At 46.7% G+C, this 21,160-nt stretch carries 13 protein-coding genes; 5 read left to right on the plus strand and 8 right to left on the minus strand.

Annotation, left to right across the window (positions count from 1 at the left end):
- Positions 1-71 precede the first annotated feature (71 nt).
- From IAQ59_RS08095 to IAQ59_RS08125, 7 genes are all read right to left on the minus strand, one after another.
- Complete coding sequence (locus IAQ59_RS08095) at positions 72-2,402, minus strand: TonB-dependent receptor (protein WP_209330289.1); 2,331 nt, start codon at positions 2,400-2,402, stop codon at positions 72-74.
- A 60-nt stretch (positions 2,403-2,462) separates the two neighbouring features.
- Entirely contained in the window at positions 2,463-3,713 is a 1,251-nt protein-coding gene (locus IAQ59_RS08100) for a sensor histidine kinase (RefSeq protein ID WP_209330290.1), read from the minus strand.
- A 140-nt stretch (positions 3,714-3,853) separates the two neighbouring features.
- Complete coding sequence (locus tag IAQ59_RS08105; RefSeq protein ID WP_209330291.1) at positions 3,854-4,537, minus strand: response regulator transcription factor; 684 nt, start codon at positions 4,535-4,537, stop codon at positions 3,854-3,856.
- A gap of 254 nt (positions 4,538-4,791) precedes the next feature.
- On the minus strand, positions 4,792-5,982 hold the full coding sequence (locus IAQ59_RS08110) for a DUF4221 family protein (protein ID WP_209330292.1): 1,191 nt from the start codon (positions 5,980-5,982) through the stop codon (positions 4,792-4,794).
- Positions 5,983-6,233: 251 nt separating this feature from the next.
- Complete coding sequence (locus tag IAQ59_RS08115) at positions 6,234-7,787, minus strand: sulfatase-like hydrolase/transferase (protein ID WP_209330293.1); 1,554 nt, start codon at positions 7,785-7,787, stop codon at positions 6,234-6,236.
- A gap of 37 nt (positions 7,788-7,824) precedes the next feature.
- Positions 7,825-9,297 (minus strand): alkaline phosphatase D family protein, encoded by a 1,473-nt coding sequence (locus tag IAQ59_RS08120; RefSeq protein ID WP_209330294.1) that lies wholly within the window; start codon positions 9,295-9,297, stop codon positions 7,825-7,827.
- 180 nt (positions 9,298-9,477) lie between these two features.
- Positions 9,478-11,025: a sulfatase family protein gene (locus tag IAQ59_RS08125; protein WP_209330295.1), complete on the minus strand. Its 1,548-nt coding sequence runs from the start codon at positions 11,023-11,025 to the stop codon at positions 9,478-9,480.
- Positions 11,026-11,431: 406 nt separating this feature from the next.
- On the opposite strand from IAQ59_RS08125, the gene IAQ59_RS08130 reads away from it, so the two are divergent.
- Complete coding sequence (locus IAQ59_RS08130) at positions 11,432-14,248, plus strand: TonB-dependent receptor domain-containing protein (RefSeq protein ID WP_209330296.1); 2,817 nt, start codon at positions 11,432-11,434, stop codon at positions 14,246-14,248.
- An 11-nt stretch (positions 14,249-14,259) separates the two neighbouring features.
- Entirely contained in the window at positions 14,260-15,708 is a 1,449-nt protein-coding gene (locus tag IAQ59_RS08135) for a hypothetical protein (RefSeq protein ID WP_209330297.1), read from the plus strand.
- A 154-nt stretch (positions 15,709-15,862) separates the two neighbouring features.
- Here the strand turns inward: IAQ59_RS08135 and IAQ59_RS08140 are convergent, their stop codons facing one another.
- Positions 15,863-17,020, minus strand: a complete 1,158-nt coding sequence (locus IAQ59_RS08140) for an MFS transporter (protein WP_209330298.1) — start codon at positions 17,018-17,020, stop codon at positions 15,863-15,865.
- Between the two features lie 285 nt (positions 17,021-17,305).
- On the opposite strand from IAQ59_RS08140, the gene IAQ59_RS08145 reads away from it, so the two are divergent.
- From IAQ59_RS08145 to IAQ59_RS08155, 3 genes are read left to right on the plus strand one after another with little or no spacing between them, the layout of a single operon-like run.
- Positions 17,306-17,971: a spheroidene monooxygenase gene (locus IAQ59_RS08145; RefSeq protein WP_209330299.1), complete on the plus strand. Its 666-nt coding sequence runs from the start codon at positions 17,306-17,308 to the stop codon at positions 17,969-17,971.
- A gap of 12 nt (positions 17,972-17,983) precedes the next feature.
- Entirely contained in the window at positions 17,984-18,865 is an 882-nt protein-coding gene (locus IAQ59_RS08150) for a glutamate--tRNA ligase family protein (RefSeq protein WP_209330300.1), read from the plus strand.
- A 54-nt stretch (positions 18,866-18,919) separates the two neighbouring features.
- Positions 18,920-21,157: a ligand-binding sensor domain-containing protein gene (locus IAQ59_RS08155; RefSeq protein ID WP_209330301.1), complete on the plus strand. Its 2,238-nt coding sequence runs from the start codon at positions 18,920-18,922 to the stop codon at positions 21,155-21,157.
- Positions 21,158-21,160 lie beyond the last annotated feature (3 nt).

The following is a 21,160-nucleotide window of genomic DNA, read 5'->3' on the forward strand; positions in this document are numbered from 1 at the left end:
TTGCTTTTCATGCTCCTGCCATTCACTACCCATTTCTGAAAAATCATTGCACCCGTTCCAGCTAGATCGGATCAAAAGTTATACCTAGCCGACACAAGGAAAATTCTTGTCTCCTGTTTAGAATAAAACGACTGCGCAAAGGTACGGGAGAAGGCACTGCCTGCAAACCGCCTGGTATCAAAGATATCCCTGACACTAATAGACATATTGGCTTTTCCACCCATAAAGCGTCGCTGCACACTTCCATCGATGAAATACTGAGATAGGTCACGACCTTGCGCTTCAATTTCCGGCGATTCGTAGTTTGCCACAAATTGTAGCCTGACCCCCCAAGGCAGTTTAAAATCCTGAGTAAGCTTGGTGTTCCAGGAAAAGCCCGAATTGGTGAATTCTTCACTGATATTTGAACCGTCAACTGCAATCTGGAAGAGCGTGACTCCTCCATTTAGCGAGTACCATGGAGTGATTTCCGCCGTTCCGATCCACTCCACCCCATAGGACTCAGCAGAAAGCAGGTTGTCGGGCTGGGAATAGGAAATACCATCCTCCACAATCGTAATAAAATCCAATTGGCCGCTCACACTCCTATAAAAAACATTCGTAGTCAAGCTTGTACGTTCGAAATTCGCCATGTGACCCAATTCAAACGAATTAATCATTTCAGGCTGAAGATTTGGGTTGCCCCTTCTTACACTTAAGCTGTCTGTGATATCCGGAAAGGGATTTAACCTCCAAGCTGTAGGGCGATCGATGCGACGGCTGTAGGTCGCTTTCACCGCGTGGGCATCGTTAATCGTGTACATCCCCTGCAAACTTGGAAAGGGATTGAAGTATTGCTGCCGGTTGCGTTCTCCTGTATTTGCCAGATAAGTATCCACTACGGTTAGTTCTCCCCGCAAACCTATCCCATACTCCCATTTGCCAAACGTTCCTGAATAGACCGCATAGGCCGCGTGGATTTGGTCCTTGTATGCGAAAAAATTGCTTATTCTCTCGTCGTTCACAAAGTCTTGGCTGGTTTCCTCAAATCGAAAGTATTGGTAATCATTATCAAACTTTCGGATGGTGGATTTCAGGCCTGCCTCAAACTTCCCCGATTTCGTGGGTCGGATGTAATCCACCTGAAATACGGAGATATTACGCACTTCATCGGTGAGGGCGCGCTCCTGACCTGTAAGATTCTCGGCTACCGGATCCAAGGTATTGTTAAAAATTTCAATGCGCTGGGTTTTATACTGATTTCGAAACGAGTGGCTAGCCGTAGCACGCAACAAGTGTCCCCCTTCCCCGAGGTTGTGTTCAAAAATCAGGGCGTTATCCAATCCATCATCGGTCTCGTTTTCTGTATTTCGCCTGACGTAATCGAAGGAATCCAAGGAACCCGCCCGATCCAATTCCGCAAAAAGCGTGTTTGTCTGCCAGTCTTCACTGGTTTGGTACACCCCTTCATAGCTCAAAACACTGTTTCCAAAGTAAAAATCAAACCCATAATTCACATTATGGCCTGCGTTTCGGCTGCTGCTACGGGTATTTTGATCCAATAGTTCCTCCCTATCAAACAGTTCCCTGGTAATTCTACGGTCTCCTATTCCCTTCCAATCACGGTAATTATAGCTTGCATACGTATTGAGCTTTGTCGTACGGTGGTTGATTCTTCCGCCAAGGTTTGTTCTGTTACGGGTACCGTAGGTCAGCTCCAACCCGCCATTTGTCCCCAAATCCTGCCCCTTTTTAAGGATAATATCGATTACCCCGCCTTCGGCCTCGGCGTCAAACCGTGCGTTGGGGTTGTTGATGATGCGGATCTCCTCCACGGCACTGGCAGGCAATTGGTCTAAATTCTGGGTAAGGGAGGAGTTTCGCCCGTTGATGAGGACATTGATCCCAGAACTCCCCCGCAGTGATAGGGTACCATCCTCTGCTACCGAAATCGAAGGGGTATTTCTCAACACGTCGAGCAGCGTACCACCCACATTGGCAATGTTGTTTTCTGGCGTGATGATCAAACCTTCCATGCTGGTCCTTACTGGCATTTTGGTCGTTTCTACGATGACCTCCTCCAGTCTCGTGCCTTCACTGACCATTTCCAACGTTCCCAAATCCTTCGTAGAACTCAAATCCACACCGGTTACCTCCAAGTCATTGTAACCGATAAAAAATGCTTTGAATAGGTAATCTCCGGCAGCGGCAGCCAATCGAAATTGCCCATTTTCGTCCGTATCGCCAAATACTACTGGCAAGGAAGATTGAGTCGATTCAAAAAGCGCTACTTGCACAAAGGCCAATGGCTCCTTGGTATTTTTATCTACTAGCTTACCACGCACTTGCGCTTGCTGCGCAATCGAAGGTAGAGTCAGTCCTAATATACCAAAAATTAGAAGTGTATTAATAAATAGTTTCATGGTTTAGCTTTAACAACAGCAAGTATAGCACACAATTTTGAACCAAATTTGAAGCTAGGTTTACCATTCAATCGTTATGGTATGAGTAGCACCTTCTACACCATAATGGAACGAAAAACGATAATGCCTGCAAATTTGCTGTACAATAGCGAGGCCTAGACCAATGGAGTCGTGGTGTTTGCTGTCCTTTTTAAAACGTTGAACCAGCATTTCAGGCTTAATGTTTGAAGGTTGACCGGAATTCTGAATCCACAAATTCGCCTTGGTAAGCCGAACTTCGATCCAGCCTCCTTCCAAATTGTGCTTTATGGCGTTGCCCAGTAAATTATGGACCAATGTTTCTGCGACAAAGGCATGCATAGGTACATACACCGGCTCGGAAGCGGTAACCTTAATGTCTATTCTCCGGATTTCCGCAATTTCTTTAAGAGAGGCTAGATTTTCGAGTACCAGGTCAGCAATATTAACGGTCTCCGACGAAGAAAACTCATTATTTTCCAATCGAGCAAGGAATCCGAGCGACCTCACGATTCGATTGATACGCTCATTGTTTTGATAAATGGAATCAATAAGCCCTGCTTGATCCTCTGTCATTTCCAAGTTCATCAGATGCTCAAGCTTTCCCCTAATGACGGCGGAGGGTGTCTGCACTTCGTGGCTAATATTTTCCGAAAACTCTTTGATTTGCCGGTAATCGGCAATCATTTTGTCCGACATGCCCTCCAAAAATGAATTTAGCTCGGCAAACTCATTGATGGCCGAATGATCAAAACGCAAAGGTTGCTGTTGCGTCAGGTCAAAGCGCTGCACCTTGGCGAGTGTAGCGTTAAAGGGTTTTAAGATACGATTGGCAAACGCTCGGAAAAACAGGATGATGAAGCCTAATTGAATCAACAAAACCACCAACATTGTTTGGACCACGGTCTCAGAAATATCCTCTGTCTCCACCACGAGGTTATAATAGGAAATACGATAGTGCTCTCCGTTGATTTTGTACGACTTACTGGCTTTTAGCTGCTTTTCATGTCGATTCATCGGATCATGGTAGGCTATGGTATCCCGCAGATATAGCTCCTCAATTGGTGCATCGAAGGGCAGTTGCGTTATTTCCAGTCGATCACTATTTAGCCCTTCCGGCATCACGCCTTGCTCGAGCCTTCCGGCAAAGGCATCTATCTGCCGGTTAAGTTCCCTTCCCAATTCAAAATCAATCTCGGAAACCAGTTTTCGATACACATAAAACCCTCCAATGGCCAATGCCAATAATGTGAGGGCTACATAAAGTGCTGTAAGCAGATTTAGAAGTTTCATAGGTGTTTTATGGCTGTTTCCAAGCGCATTATTAATCCAAAATGATCAGACTGTAGCCGATGGGGAATCCAGGACATTAGGCTGACCAGGAAGCGGACAGCCATCTCAAGGTGCACGTCTGTTGAGAAATACCAAATGGCTCATCGTGCGTGCTCGTCTAACTTATAACCCAATCCATAGACCGTACTCAGGTAGTCCGTTCCCCCTGCAGCGCAAATTTTCTTTCGGAGATTTTTAACGTGCTGGTATACAAAATCTAAGTTGTCCAAGTCATGTGTATAATCCCCCCATAAGTGTTGTGCAATTGCTTGCTTGCCCAAAACCCTGTTTTTATTGGTAATAAAAAAGACTAACAGATCAAACTCCTTGGGGGTTAAATCCACCAAATTATCCTGCACCCTAACCTGCCTGTTTTCGTGGTCAACGCAAATCTCCCGAAAAACCAACTCGTCCTTCCCATCGAATTTAGACCGGCGTACGATCGCCTTGATCCTCGCCAACAGTTCCGCTAGATGAAAGGGTTTAGGGAGGTAGTCGTCTGCCCCAAGGTTAAGCCCCATCAGCTTATCTTCCAGCGAATCCTTGGCAGAAATGATCAGAACCGGTGTATTCCCCCCCAATCCCTTGATCTTTTCAATTAGAGAGAGGCCATTGCCATCCGGCAACATAATATCCAATAAGATACAATCGTATGAATGGATCAGCATACGATCTTCGGCTTCGAATAAATTACCCACCGCCTCACAAACGACCCCCTCGTTGGTCAGATAATGGACCACATTTTGTGTAAGCTCAGGATTGTCTTCTACCAAGAGTATCTTCATCTGTCTATTATTGTCTTTGAGCGGGCACGCCTTTTCCCGCTTTGGGGGAACACTTCCCTACCAAATATCCGTATTAGATATAACCTATCCGCAACCGATCATCCCCGCATGCCTATAGGCAGCGTGTCGGATTGAATTCAAACGATTACAACGCTAGCTGCAATGGTAGTGATCATACAAAGGTAGCCGTGAAACTTGAAGCAAGTTTGAAATGCGTTAGAAAGGAATACAAACGTTCATTTACCAGCCCATAATTACTTCTTATCCGCAAGCTCATATAACACAAAACTGAGATAATCTTCGTCATTGTCGTAATTATCGGGGTGGTTGACGGAGATGTAGAGTCCTTCTTTGGCAACAAAGACATTTTCTGTCACGTAGTTGTAGCCTTTAAATCGGGTCTCACCCAATACTTGGAGATTCCTATCCAAGATCATGATCGAAAAATCCTTGGCAAATCCCCGAAGCTGTTCCAGCTCCTCTTCGCTTTCGATTTCTATCTTGGGAAAACAAAATCGGTAAAAAACTTCCCGATAAGGATCGTACAACAGCAATCCGTATCTAGGTTCAGTAAACATATACCGCAAGACTTCGTCCCTTTCCGCAGTCCTCGAAAGGGTGGGAAATGTCTCGGGAAAAAACCGACTTTTTGCCGGAATAGCATCAAGCAGATCGCCCGCTGAGGACGCTGCGTAAAGATTATGATCCGCAAGAAAAGAATAAACAACCTGGTCCGGCGAAGCCGCCATACTGTAGTACGGTACCCGCAAGCCATCTGACAGGTAACCTTGCGGATATTTATGGGAAGTAAGCTCAGTATCTCCCGAATTCATATCCAGTTCAATACTTAATACCTGCTTGGAAAGAACCTTTTCTTCCGTGTCTTTGATATTACCAGGAGCCACTACTTTTGCCAATATTTTGTCCCCACGGATAATTGGATAAGAATTAAAAAAAGATGACCTGACTTGCGGGCCGGAATACCCTTCCGGCGATGTAAAGGAAATCGTTGAGAGGTAGGATTGGTCAATATCCGTCAAATAAATGGATCCCGGATGGGTGGTAAAAAGGAATATGCTGTCGGCAGAATGCACATGAAACCCGAAAACCGTACCCACTCCCTGACTTCCTTCTACATCGAATTTCAAGGTTTTTGCAAGCTCTTTTCGATCCATATCGTAAACCTGAATTTCATTACGGGGAGACTGAATATTGAATAGATAGGACTTCTCTCCGTCGAGATAACCAAGGCCATAACTAAAATTTCCCGTTTGATCATCCAGTGGAATACGGAGTTTATTCTCCGCATTTTGGAGTACCTTGTCCGGGACCGCCTGTTCCTGGATTGCTGATCCACAGGCCGCCAAAAGAATGTAGGCTGCAAACAGGAAACAAAAAGTCAAGCTTCGATGAAAGGATTCGATGGAGATGTGGGAGTAGACCATTTCAAAAAAAAAGCGTTAGGTTAAACATTACTGTTCCTGTATATCAATAGGTTTCGGTCTTGAGGTCTTTCGCAAATTACCTGCCAACCGTTACGATCGGGAATAATAAAGATAGCTGATGAAAAATTGTTTTCCTAAAAAATTAAGATTAAACAAAAAAAGCAACATGCCTCGTGAATAGGCCCAAGCAAGCTACATACCCACTATCCTAATGGATTCAGCATAGTCAAGAAATGAACCTATTGAATAACTCATTTGTCTCCATAATCTCTCCCAGTTAAGCTTTCCAACACCGATTGCTGCCATTGCGACATCTCCGCTTCCATTTTCTCAGCTAACTCCGGCAGGTTTTGGATCACATTGTGCTGCTCCTCCGGGTCGGCCAACACGTCAAACAATTCCCTTTTGGCCTTTTCACCAGATCCTCCGTGAATCACCAGTTTGTACTGATTGTCCAACCAAACCCTCGGGCCACCGAAATCCGCCTCTTGAATGTCCGTATAGCGAAAGTTTTTGAAATTTCGGGTTGCAAGGCCATTCATCAGTTTTACTAGCGGCGTAGTACCGGTTTGTTGATCGGCAGCGAGGTAGGGTTCCAATTCCACGCCCTGCCGGTCCCTACCATTCCAAAACCCAATCGGAGACGGACGCTCCATCATCACATTATCCAGCATACCGACCAGGCTTACCCCATCTATGGGCCGTTTTGGAAGCGGCTGACCAACAATTTCACAAAGCGTAGGAAGCACGTCGGTGCTGACACCGTTTACCGCACTAATCAGAGGGTAACGTACCCTCGCCGGCCATTCCAGCACACTAGGCACGCGAATGCCGCCATCGTAGACCTGTCCTTTCATTCCCCTAAAGGGAAGAGTGGCAACGCCCTCTTGAGGCGTCCCGTTGTCTCCAAAATACCATAATAATGTATTCCTGCGTAAACCTTCCCCTTCCAAGTAATCTCGAAGCATGCCGATAGAACGATCCATTGCGGTGATCTCTGCAAATCGCTCGATCAACACCTCCCGTTGATGTCGCTCGACTGTTCCCCCTGTTTCATTGGAAGTAAGTTTTACCTGCCGATCGCCAAAATCAGCCGGTAGGTTTTGATAAAAATCCAGGTCTTCCTGCAGTGCACTGTACGGCTCGTGGGGCGAGCCATACCAAATTACCACAAAAAAGGGCTTATTAGCGGCCTTTGCTTGCGCAATAAATCGCATCGCTTCCTTCACCACCACTTCAGAACCTTCTCCTTTAAAGATCACAGGATCGGCTCCATTCACCGAGAGGGGCGGGTCCATTTCAAAAAAGTTGTCATGGGACACCCATTCGTCAAAGCCCATAGCCCCCGGGTTTGTGGGAGAGGACGCCTTCACGGGCCCAAGGTGCCACTTGCCAAAATGGGCGGTGGCATATCCTGCCTTCTGCATGATCTGTGCAATACTCACTTCCTCCGGACGGATGGAATGCCCGGGAGTAAACGTTCCATAGCGATTTGGATGCCGTCCGGTGATGATGCTTCCCCGAGTGGGCGAGCATACGGGCGAAGCCGAAAAAAACCGATCCATCCGCAAACCCCTCGCTGCCATTTGGTCCAAGACCGGCGTTTTTATGTATGGATGCCCATTATAACCGACCTCATCCCAGCCATGGTCATCGCCCAATAGTAATACCACATTGGGAAGCTCTACTACCGGGGCTTCGGTGCGCGTTTGCTGACAGGCCACCAAACCCATCCAAATCCAAGATAGCAGGAAGATCCTGGCTGCCATAAATTCACGGTAACGATTACTAGCTGCTTTGCTCATGGTAAGATTTTTTGCTCTCAAGGGGTCACTTGTTATTTTAGGAATGCTTGGTAAAATACTCCTCGTGCGTAGGATTTCCGTCCACGTCTCTATGGGTGAAGCGTATACCCGGCACACCATTTTCACGGGCTACCTGTATACTCAAAAAGCCCCCTTTTACCCGTAAAAACCGGTGTTCGGGCCGCTTGTCATCCGGATCCCAACCCTGTGCGTGGCAATCGCTGATGGGACCGGAACCAAATTCTATCAACCCCGTCTCCTCGTCCTTTGAAACATACTGCCAATGTCGGTCTCCGTTCACCACGTACATATGATCGATTTTTGACAGGTATTCTCTCAGCCAATTTCCTTCGGTTTCGTATACCTTGTTGGCGTGGTTATCCTTTTTATTGTCCCTATCAGGCCCCACTACAGGGGTGGCGGTAAACAGGAGCTTAAAGGTAGCATCCGACTCCTCCACCGTACGCTTAAACCATGCTATTTGCTCCTCCCCCCAAATGGACTTTCCAACCCGATCTGGATCATCATTTGGAGATCGGTATTCGCGCCCCTCTACCAGCCATATTTGTAGATCTTTTCCCTTACGAAACGTACGGTAAGGCTTACCTACTATCGGTACATTTTCGTACCAAAGCTTTAGCCCTTCCAGGTAACTCAGCTCTCCGTAGGGAGAGGATTGGGGGTGGGCGTCATCCTTAAGCAGGTCATGATCATCTTTTAGCATGTAAATCGGCACATGTTTATACAGATCCTTTATACTCTGCCACCCATCCATGGCACGCCATTTATGCCGGGCTTTTTCCAATCCTTTTGCCAATGGACCGGGCTTATCGTAATACACATAATCTCCGGTTTGGATGAAAAAGTCGGGATTTAATCTACGCATACTGTCATAGGTTTTGAAACCTCTATCCGGGTCGTCAAAACTCCAAAAATATTGGCAGGTAGAGGTAGTAACAAGGATTGGCACAGTACTTTCCGGTAATGGAGAGGTGGTAAAATTGGCCTCCGCTACCGTAACGGAACCATTTACATTCGGCTTTCCAATCAGCTCTATCCGATAGGTTGTCCCTGGCTTAAGGCCTTCCAGGGGTATTCTAGCCGTAAAGTCGTCGCGCTGAAACACCTGCACCCATGGAGAAACGATCTTATCTGCCCCTGCATAGGCCTTCACCCGGACAAAACCCGGGCCGGATTCAACGCCCCCATCCATTTGCGCTACCGGTTGGTTCTCATCAAAATCAATGGGATGACGAAACACCTTTTCTTCTCGTTCGTGACGTATCGGATTGGGGTGTTCCTGCCGGCAAAGGCGGGTCCAAACCATGGCTGTCGAGTCTGTCACCTCACTGATTTTATATCCGGTGGTAAAGAAAACCCGTTCGTCAACTGATTGTGGGAATAACGCTCGGCGTAACCGTGCAAATACCGGCGACTGGGTTAGGAAGGAAATGGTAAATATGCCCCACCCTGCCTTTCGAAAAAAAATCCTGCGTGGAAACTTGGACATTTTTTAGATTGATTTTATGACTAATGGTTCTAAGGTAATCGAAAAAACCAAAGGCTCAAACATAATTTAATTTGAAGAGAGAATCCAGCGATTAAATTAATTGCTTTTGAAATCCGATGGCGGAACGGGCAATGCTCCGGCCTCTCAGGAGCTACCTTTATTCTGGAGCATGTAGCGAACCTACTTGAGTTCCAATGCTTCCGTGTCGAGGTACCTATCCCCTCGAATACTAACGAACAACGTAACCATTTCTTGGAGCTTTGCTTTATTTTCAGAAGCGAGGTTTCGCTGTTGCCCGATATCACTGTCAAGATCATACAGTTGGAAATCGCCATCGTTTCCAAGTTCAATATTGACCATTTGGTTTATCGTAGGTCCTTTATAGGGTGGGATCATCACCCAATTTTGATGCCTAAGTGCGGTCCTGGTAGTTGCTTCCAACACCAGCGTTTCACGGCCTTGATCGCTTTTTCCCATCAACACATCCAGTAACTCTTCCCCATCCTCGCTCCGGTATTCACTTCCGGCAAGTTGGGCCAGCGAGTTAAGCAAATCGATCTGACTGATCAGGGCACCAGAAACCTTGGGAGCGATAGTTCCTTTCCAGTAGGCCATAAACGGAACCCGGGTGCCTGCCTCAAACAAGCTATACTTTCCCCCTCTAAGTGGCCCAGCAGGCTTATGGCTTCCCAAGAGTTCCACTGCATCGTCATAATACCCGTCGTTCAGCACCGGGCCATTATCAGAGGTAAAAATAACCAGCGTATTCTCCAGCAAACCCTCTTTTTCCAAAGTCTGTAACAGTTCACCGACACACCAATCCGCCTCTAGGATTACATCCCCTCTAGGTCCCATACCCGAGCTTCCTTCAAAACGGGGATGGGGTGTTCTCGGCACATGGGGCTGTTGAAGTGCATAATAAAGGAAAAATGGCTTATCTGCATGTTGCCCGATAAACGACTTAGACTTTTCCAAAAAACGATCTGCCATATCTTCGTCCACCCATTTTGCCCTTTCTCCACCTTTCATGTAGCCAATACGGGGAATTCCGTTTACGATGCTGTTGTTGTGTCCGTGGTGCCAACGAATCCGAAGCAGCTCAGGATTGTCTTTTCCAGTTGGCTCTCCCTCGAAATTTTTTCCATAGTCCACAAGTATCGGATCTGTCGAATCCAACCCCTCAACGAGGCCATTTTCAAGGTACACCGTAGGCACCCTGTCCTGTGTGGCAGCCATGATATACGAATAATCAAATCCAATTTCATTGGGCCCGGGACTTACCCTTTGGTTCCAATCTACCATCCCGTCTCCTAATCCCAAGTGCCACTTACCCACCACCGCCGTAGTATATCCCTGCTCCTTCAACATCTTGGGAAGGGTAAGCTCGTCCGTTCCGATCAACAAAGGAGCCGTACCCGGCAAAATCTTCGCATCCGCGTTCCGCCAGGGATACCTTCCGGTAAGAAGCGCATAACGACTTGGACTGCAAGTGGCGGAGGATGCGTAACCATTGGTAAATCTTACCCCCTCATTCGCTAGCCGATCCATATGGGGCGTCTTTAAACTTTTTGCACCGTATGCACTCATGTCTCCGTAACCTAGATCATCTAGGTATATCACCACGATATTAGGCTTCGATTCAGCTGCTGATCGGGGATCAGCCGAACTGCATCGTACAAACAAACCAAAGATCCCAGCTAGAATCAGGGTTATATTGGGGTTGCTCATTGACTATTGGTATTTGGATAAAACGAAATTCAAAACGGAAGATACGGCATATCCTTCAGACCGAAAAAAAAAGTAGATACCAATTGGCCAAAAGCCCTTATATCATGTTCGGAAACAAAAATGGCCGTTTAGATCTTCCATCAAACGCTCCCCTTATACATTAAATCGATTAATTAACTTGAACTTTCGTTGTATGATAGTTGTTTACTTACGAGAATCAGGCAATGATATCCGATTTTTTGTGCAAGAAACCGAGTTTCTTGATTAATAAAAGTTAAACTCCCTAATATCCCAATTCCCTTTGATTTCCATTTATTATGATCGAAAAATCATTGTAAATATATTAATAAATTACTATTTTTGCAAAAATTTTTAAATCTATTCGTACATCATTTAAAATAAGGTTATGAAAAAAACAATACTCACGGCAGTAATTTCATTTGCCTTCGTTTGCATGGGTCTGGCACAGAGTCTGACCATAAGCGGGCGGGTAACCTCAGCGGACGAACCTGGTGGTATACCCGGTGCAAATGTTAGTGTGAAGGGTAGTACCTTAGGTACGGTGACCGACCTAGACGGCCGGTATTCGCTCAGTGTTCCACAAGGGTACGAAACGCTTGTATTCAGTTTTGTCGGTTACACTAGTCAGGAAATTCCTATCTTGAACCGAACGACGATTAATGTGATCTTAGAGACGGATGTTCGTATCCTACAGGAGATCGTCATCACGGGTCAAGGCGAGGGTATAGAAAAAAGGCGGCTACCGATAACCGTGGACCGAATGAGTGAGGAGGATATTTACAAAGTGCCAGTGGTGCAATTGGATCAGATCCTTCGGTCAAACATGCCAAATGCGCAAATCCGACTTGGATCGGGACAGCCCGGTACAGCGTCTTTCATCCGATCTAGGGGACCAATTTCTGCTGCAGTAGGAACCACGCCGGTCATCTATGTAGACGGTGTGAGAGTAGATAACCTGAATTCGGCGGCTCAACTTTCGCTTGAAACGGGAGGTGCTCAAAGTAGCGCCATAGCGGATATTCCGGTAGAAAACATTGAAAGCATTGAGTACGTGAAAGGTGGTGCAGCCACCACACTATATGGTGCGGATGCAGCGAATGGCGTGATCCAGATTTTCACCAAAAAAGGAAAACAAGGCCAAGCTAGAGTCAACCTGGAAACACAGCATGGTGCTCAAGTAGGCACACGGGATTACCTATTCTACCAAGAAACCGCCGATATTCTGTTTCGTCCGGGCTTGCAGCAAAGCTATCGACTAGGCATTGACGGTGGGACGGAAAATTTAACCTACAGTTTTTCCGGCAATCTGTACGGGGATGAAAGTTTCCGCTATGGTGTAGGACAGATTCGCCGAAATTTCAGAGGTGGCATCATGGCTAAAGTAAACAATTGGATCACCTATCAAAGCTCAGCCGGATTTTCGAGCAACCAATTCTCGAGGGATTACAATGCGAACAGTTCCTTTAGTGAGTTTGGCAACTTGGAGACTGTGGCGAGATGGGGCGACCTCCGCACCAAATCCCGCGCCCAACTGGACTCGATCAGTCAAGTGGTTCGAAACGTCATTGACCTGACCAATGTTACAGAAAGGGTCAGGAGGTTCCAAAATTCACATCAATTCAATTTCAAATTTAATGATCAGGTGTCGGCCAGGGCAATCTTTGGGATAGACTCCAGAAATAGCCGACAGCGGGACATCACCACAAACCAACAGTTGATTGTGCGTGGAAATGCGCCTGCAGGAACCAACGACCGAGGTACGATAGATGTGTTCGAAAGATCCTTTTTCACCCTTACCGGTCAGGCTGATGTGACTTGGAAAAAGGATATGAAGGATTTCTCCTTCCTTACCATCGCCGGTGGACAGTTTTTTAGAAACCAAGACGAACAGATTCTGATCGAAGCTACCAACGTAACCGAAGGATCCATCTCCATCAATAATGCGGGGGAGAAAAGTGTAGAGGACTTTCTTCTAGCCGTTACCAATTACGGATTTTTCGTAAAAGAAAACATTGGTATTCGAGATAAGGTCTTTGTAGAAGGTGGAATCAGGGTAGACGGTAACACCGCCTTTGGCTCCGAAATAGGGCTACAGGTATTCCCTACCATCGGAGTGGCTTACAATTTATCGGACGAAAAATTCTTCAGGGATGCCTTCTCGATCAATACCCTGTCAACTGTCAAATTCAGGGCGAATCATGGGGTGGCTGGCAATTTTCCCGAACCTTTTAGAAACGACCGGTTAATCAACACAAATACCTTTTTGGGAGTCCCAACATACACCTTTGGAAACCCAGGAGACCCCACCTTAAAGCCTGAGCGCACTGCTACTACCGAAATAGGCGGTGACATTGGTTTTTTTACAGACCGAATCAAACTTCAGGTAACCCGATACCATTCCCTCACGAGAGATGCCTTGTTTTCGGCACCTTTTGCCCCTTCATTTGGTTTGGGTAATCAACTTAGAAATATCGGTGAAATAGAAAACAAAGGATGGGAAATCGGTGCAAATTTTGTCGTGGTAGAATCCAACGATTGGAATGTCAATGTGTCGGCATCATACAACACGGTGCAAAACCTGGTCGTTTCGTCCGGCGGAGCGCCAGAATTTAATGTAGGCGGATTCACTTTTCTCGGTTCTTTCGTAAAAGAAGGAGAACCCCTAGGCTATTTTAGGGCAAATCGTCCTATACTGAATGGTGAAGGTGACTTAGAAAGTGTCGAGACAAACGCTTCGATTGGCAGTCCGATCGCACCTAATTTCGGGTCGCTCAGTATCAATACTACCTATAAAAGATGGAACTTATTCGTGACCGGAGACTATCAGACCGGTGGTCAAACGGTGGTTGTAGATGACGTTTTGCGCTACTTTGCGGGTGCATCAACGGTCATCCCGGATAACCTTGCAAACGAAAGCTTCTTCGATCTTGCGGCACTTTGGGTTCAAAGTTCCGATTATTTCAAAATCCGAAATATAGCCCTGAGTTACGATGTACCCACCGCTGTTATTGGCAATGCGTTTAAGAGATTAAGCGTTGGGTTTAATGTTACCAACCCAATCAATTTCTTCCGGGCCGATGTGGATCCAGAGGTAAGTGGAGCCGGTTTCGGAACCCAAAACAGCTTCGGTGGAGGTGGATTTGGATTTGGCACCGAATCACTGCCCAGAACGTATTTAGGAACCGTAAGAGTAAGCTTTTAACCCCCCTAAAGATGAAATTTCTAAAAAACTATACTCCCATATTTCTGGCCGGGATGATGACTATCTCCGGCTGTGAACTGATTGATCCTACCGAAGTAATCAATCCCAATCTTACTGAGGACGCCATTCTAAGCACTGCTAACCCAATGGCTCCTTGGGTGAGAGGTGTTAGACGGCAATTGGCCCTAACCACCAACGAACATGTGGTACTCACGGAAATCGGCTCAGATAATTACCAGAACGTAATGACGTTCTACAATCAAAACTTAGACCGATTAACCATTCGGCCGGTAGATACCGACATCAATGCATTCCAGCGTGAATTGCACCGGCTACGTGAGATGGCAGATTATGGATTGAATATTGTCAGCAATGCTGATGCAGCGACTACTGCGGATCAAATCGCTGAGCTAAATTTCCTCAAAGGTTATTCCATGCTATTAAGTGGAGAATATTTTACCTTCTTGCCCATAGCTCCAGGAGGAGAAGCGGTAGGATGGCAGGATATCCTAAATGCCTCCATTGCCGCCTTTTCATTGGCCGAAAACTCCACCGACCCCACAATCAGTGCTGCTGCCACCCTCGCAAAAGCACGGGCATATTACAGGCTAGGGAATAAAACTGAAGCGGTAACCAACGCCCAGGCGGCCATTTCCAAATCTTCAAATTTGCTTTATCAGGTTCAATTTGATCAAGCCCAAGCCCCGTTAAACCGAGCCCAAACGGCCATGTTTGACCGGGGAAATTTCGATGACCTACAAGCACTCCCTAGACTGGATTTCCTTGATCCAAAATACTACTTTCGAGGGGCAAGTGAAGCCAGTCCTGTCACCTTGTTTAAAATTGAAGAAGCCCATTTGATTATCGCCGAAGCACAAGTTTCAGACGGCAATCTCTCCGGAGCCGAATCCACCTTGAAGAGCCTTCTCGAATTGGTGAACGGACGACCTACCTCCACGTTCAATAACGACCAACAGGACAGAACCCAAAACAATCCTGGATCTAGACCTGATAAGGCGAACGTAGCCATCGCCGCAAGCCCTCAAGATCCTCTCCGTTCAGGATTAGTCTTGGATCGAAAGACTGGAGATATTACAGTGCCCACAATATCCGGAACTTCCGTGACATCCCAGCTGATAGAGGAAGCGTTGGATTCCGAGGAAACCGCGCTGGAATTGGTATACTTGCTACGACAAGAAATATTTATTGGCGAAGGAAGAAGACTGGCTGATATGGGAGTTAGGCTGGTGATAAGTGAAATCGAATACCTTGCCAACGAAAATATCGACGAAGATCACCCAGGCACTGTCCCAGTAATTCCCCCGTTTATTCAAAGCATCAATACGGAAATCGACGCCTTTACGTACGATGTAGAAGCGGGTACTGCCATAATTACGCACAACATCAACCGCATCATCAGCACCAACCGCAATAACGAATGGGTAGCTCCCTTTCACTAGCCGATGAATACGTCTAGTCAAAAAATAGTCGACTAGGAATAAGCAAGGCCTGTCGGAATTTTGAATTCCGACAGGCCTTTTTAGTTTTTTAATGTATGGCTTATAAACGCCGAAATTGCGTCCTGAACCTCTCAGGTAGCTATTTACGAATCCTTTACCTGTTGGAAGGTACTAACACCTCTTGCTTAATACTAACCAACAGGGCGATGGTAAGTCCCATCAGTGAAATGATGGCAAATGAAGCCTGTAGATTGAGTAACTCAGCAATAAACCCGATAATTGGGGGACCCAACAGGAACCCGAAAAAGGAAATGGTGGATACCATGGCAATAGCAATGCCTGGAGGATAGGTGGTAGACCTTCCTACAATGCTATAGGAAAGGGGCACCACCGCGGCGGTACCTAAACCTACACATGCAAAACCCAATAACGTCAGCGATAAGTTCGGAAACAGTACCGCTAAACACAGACCGACGAAAATCAGTATACCACTTACTCTCAACACGCCTATTTTTCCGATTCTATTGGCAAATTTATCCGCCAAAAAACGCCCGGAAGCCATTGCGCCCATAAATGCGAAGAACCCGAAAGCAACCAACGAGGGATGCGGATTCACCACTTTGGCTATGTATACCCCGGACCAATCAAACATGCAACCTTCGCACATCATACCACAAAAACCCACCAAACCGATTCGAAAGATTAGACTGTCCGGTTTCCTGAATACAAACCCTCCGTCAGAATTTGATTTTCCGGATTCATCCGGAAAAATATAAGGCCGAGCGAGCAGTAGCAGCGCAAAACCCAACGCACCAACTACCAGGTAATGCTGTAACGGTGTCAGCTGAAAGAATACCATCAAGGCACCCAAAGCAGCTCCGGCAAAACCGGCTAGGCTCCAAGAGCCGTGAAAAGAACTCAATATATTCCTTCCATAGGCTTTTTCGACAGCCAAAGCCTGGGTGTTCAGCGAAATGTTCATAATATTGCCGAGCAGACCAAACAAGACTACCAAAATGGCCAACTGGAAACGGCTATCCGCTATCCCCAAACTGATCAATCCGAAAAGATACATACTGGCACCTGCTAGGATTACGCTGCGACTACCGTATCTATACACCGCCCATGCGGCCAATGGCAGTGCTATAAGTGAACCTGTCGGCATGCCTAATAATAGGGTTCCTAACTGGCCTTCTGAAAGGCTAAAATATTCCTGAAAATCTGGTATTCGGGAAGCCCAGGATGAAAAGCTCAACCCTGTAATAAAAAATAAACCCGACACAGCCAGTCTTCTTCGACGCAATAGATTCATACAGTCAATCGATAAATTTTTAGCAAATTTACATCATTTTTTGCAATCCAATTATATTTTTCAAAACAATCGACTTTTTGCTGATAAAAATAACAATTCGGTAACCACAAACCTTTTGGGCTGTACAATGGTTTATCCCAACGAATCGTCACGATAGAACACATGGAATTTGTCATTGCAGGAGTCACCGTCGCATTAGCCATCGGACTTATTTACATCGTCATCCGGAAAGTGTTTGATTAGTTTTTATATTTGTTGAAAAAAACTCTTTTTTATCCACAGGAAATGGATCAAAGCAAACAGGTAACATCCATCAGTTTTTTTAGGTATCCAAAAAACCGCAGATGGTGGGCATTTAACCAAATGCAACTGGCCCAAAAGGCTTTGCAACAAACAGAAGGCACGTTATTTGGTAAATTGATGGGTACGGGAGGTGGTTTTGGTTTTTCGCTTAAGCCGGACTTTAGGACCTACGCCTTGCTGACCGTATGGAAAAACGCTTCCTATGCAGCTCACTATTACACAAGTGAACTGTTTAAACGCTTTGACCGGCAGGCCGAATCGCAGACTACCCATTGGATGGCTTGTGTACAAAGCCACGGGAGCTGGGGAGGAAAAAATCCTTTTACAGCGTCCGCGGAATACAAACAGGGCCCATTGATGGTAATCACACGGGCCCGCGTAAGATGGCAAAAAATTCCGGAGTTTTTACTTCAGGTACCCGATGCCAGCCGATCTGCCGAAAAAGCGAAGGGCCTGATATATACGAAAGGCATCGGAGAATGGCCCGCTATCGAACAGGCTACCTTCAGCATATGGTCGTCAGAGGCGGAAATGAGAACCTACGCGTATCGCACCGCTCACCAGCAAATTATCCGCAGAGTGAAAAAGGAACGCTGGTATAAAGAGGAATTGTTTGCCCGGTTCGTTCCCATCGAAGACCCCTTTTGATCGCTTCTGCCTATGCTGTCTTTTCAAAAAACCCGAATTGCTCCCACTCCCAGTGGCTTTTTACATTTGGGCAATGCCTTTTCTTTTATCCTTACAGCGGCACTTGCTAGACAGCACGGTGCCGCAATATTGCTTCGGATCGACGATTTAGACCAAGCCCGCCTAAAACCGGAGTACCTTGCTGATATTTTCGAAACATTGACATTTTTGGAAATCCCGTGGGACGAAGGTCCAAAGACGGTGGAAGATATCCGGAAGACGTACAGCCAACACCGGCGATTGACTATGTACCAAGAGCACCTTTCAGAATTAGAAGTTATGGGAAAGCTTTTTTCTTGTAGTTGTTCACGGAAAGATTTGACCTTAGCGGGGCTCATCAGCGGATGCACAGGACAGTGCTGCATTAAAAAACCCTTTGCCCTGAAGTTGAAGAAAAGTGCAACAGATGTGGCGGTAAAGCAGTATGCATCCGGTACCATTCACTTCCCCTTTCCAAGCACCATGTCCCAATTCATTGTGCAAAAGAAAGATGGATTTCCCTCCTACCATCTTGCCTCGGTGGTGGATGATATCCACTTTGGCGTGGATTTGGTGGTTCGCGGTGCAGACCTTTGGGATTCCAGCTTGGCACAGCTACATTTATCCACCCTGACACCCAGCCTTCACCCATACACCAAAGCGACCTTCTTTCATCATCCACTTTTGACGGATGCCGGAACCAAACTCTCCAAGTCCGCAGGGCACACCTCAATTCAATACCTCCGAACACAAGGAATACATAGGGAAGCGATATACCAGCAGGCGGCGACCTTTTTTGGAATAAAGGAAAAAGTGAACAACCTGAGAGACTTTACACTGGAACTTCAACCTACCCAAATCATAGACGCCGAATAGTCTAGATAACCGCCTTTCGGGTATATGGATTAATTGAACAAATCTATCCCGCCCATGAAATTCCAATTCCTTGTGTCTGCTTTGGTGCTTTCTCTGCATGTATTTACCTATGCGCAAACGAAATCTTTCAAACCCTACAAAGACCTCCCCTTCGCACAGGAGACCCATACGGCTCATCCGCTGTATGTGGACGGGTCGGCAATTGGGGTTAACCAGCTTGCACTAACCAAAGACGGGCACATCTGGGCCGCGACCATGTCCGGCGTATTTGTAAAGAAACATGAGGATGCGACATGGGAATACCCTACTGCAAATGAACGAATAAATGGCCCGGTATTTTCACTCATATACGGAATTGATCAACAAGTATTTGCGGGAACGTGGCAGGGGCTCTTTACGGTCAGTGAAACAGGCGCAGTACCATTAGCTGGAATTCCGGAGACGCCTATTTCGATTTTGAGCTATGATTCAAAAGGAAATCTGTATGCGTTTGGACCCGACGGAGGCTGGAAATGCGAGGAGCATGGTTGCGAGAAGCTATCCTTTTCACTACCTCAGTCGATACGATCAGCCAAAGTTGGCCCCGATGGTGCCTGGTGGGTTGCCAGCGATGTGGGGCTTTATCGATTTACCGGCTCGGAAACCCATCATCTATACGAAAAAGGCACCCTGATCAGCGCCTATCTAAACGGACTGGATTGGGATCGTGATGGCATACTTTGGGTATCCGGATTGGGCGGTGTATCAAAACTTAGGCAGTTGGATGTAATAGATCGGATTACCACCGAAAAGGGTCTGCCGACTCCCTATACCACCTGTATAGCTCAATCACCGGATGGTACATTTTGGGTAGGTACGGAGCGGGGTGTGGTAAGGTATTATACAGATGGCAGTCATTCCCTACGGTTCAGCAAAAGGTGGTTGGTAAATGATCATGTCACCTCCATTCTATTTGACGAAGCGGGGAATGCCTGGATAGGCACCCAGAAAGGTGTCAGTTGTATCAAGGCAATTGACATGACCCTGGCAGAAAAGGAAGCCTATTTCTATCAAACCCTGATGGAACGTCATATAAGGGAGCCTTGGACCGCCGGTCAGGTTCGCTTACTTGAGGCAGGAAACTTGGACACATGGGTGCCCGAAGATGATGATAACGATGGGGAATATACTTCGATGTATCTGGCTATGGAGAGTTTTCGCTATGCCGCTACCGGTTCTGCGGATGCCCGCGAAAAGGCAGGCAAGGCGTTTCGATTCTTGAAAAAACTGGAAGAAATCACCGGAAGAGACGGCTTTTTTGCCCGCAGCATCGTCCCCCCTGACTGGGAACAAGTACACGATCCCAATAGCACGTACACCCCACAGGAAATGGCTATTCGAAAAGTGAAGGAGCCTCGCTACAAGCCCGTCGAAACCCGATGGCACCTTTCTGCTGATGGAAAATGGAAATGGAAAGGAGACACAAGCAGTGATGAAATGTGTGGGCACATGTTTGGGTACTTTATTTACTACCAGTTAGTGGCAGATGAAACCGAAAAATCCATCATCCGAAGCCATGTGAGTAAGATCCTTGACCACCTACTTAGGCATGACTTTTCGCTTACCGACTTGGATGGAAAGCCAACCCGTTGGGGTGTCTGGTCGCCGGACCAGCTAAACCGAAACCCGGAGTGGCTGCCTGACAGAGCGCTCAATTCGATGGAAATGCTTGGATTCCTTAAATTCGGTTATTTCATCACCCAAAATCAGCGGTATCAGGACGCTTACCTTCATTTGATCGAAAAAGAGGGTTACCTTGAAAACATGGGGCAAATCAAGCATCAAAATCCTGCCTGGTTTATCTATTTTGACGTCATGTTGGCCTCCTATATCTATCCCCTACTCATTTTTGGAGAGGAGGATCCTGCTCTAAAAAGCTATTACGAGCAGCACATGGATGATTGGTTTGAAGATCGGGAGGGCGACCAAAATCCCCTGATCAACTTTATTTACAGCTACACCCGCGGCAAACGGGAAGGGTTGGCCGCGAGCGTGGCCTTTTTAAAAGACACCCCACTGGATCTGATCGATTGGGTGATAGACCACCGCCAACGGGAGGACATACGATTAACGCGCAGCCCGGTGCTGGAAGATCTACAGGTGGATCCCCTGCAGCCACCCAGCCTGCGGGCAGTGGTGCGATGGGACAAAAACCCCTGGGATGCCCTTTCAGGCAATCCCTTTCGTGTCCGCGAGCCGGTATTTTGGCTGCTGCCCTACTGGATGGGGCGGTACCTGCAGATGATCGAATAGTTG

The sequence above is a fragment of the Lunatimonas salinarum genome, from assembly GCF_017811155.1.
GTDB classification, from domain to species: domain Bacteria; phylum Bacteroidota; class Bacteroidia; order Cytophagales; family Cyclobacteriaceae; genus Lunatimonas; species Lunatimonas salinarum.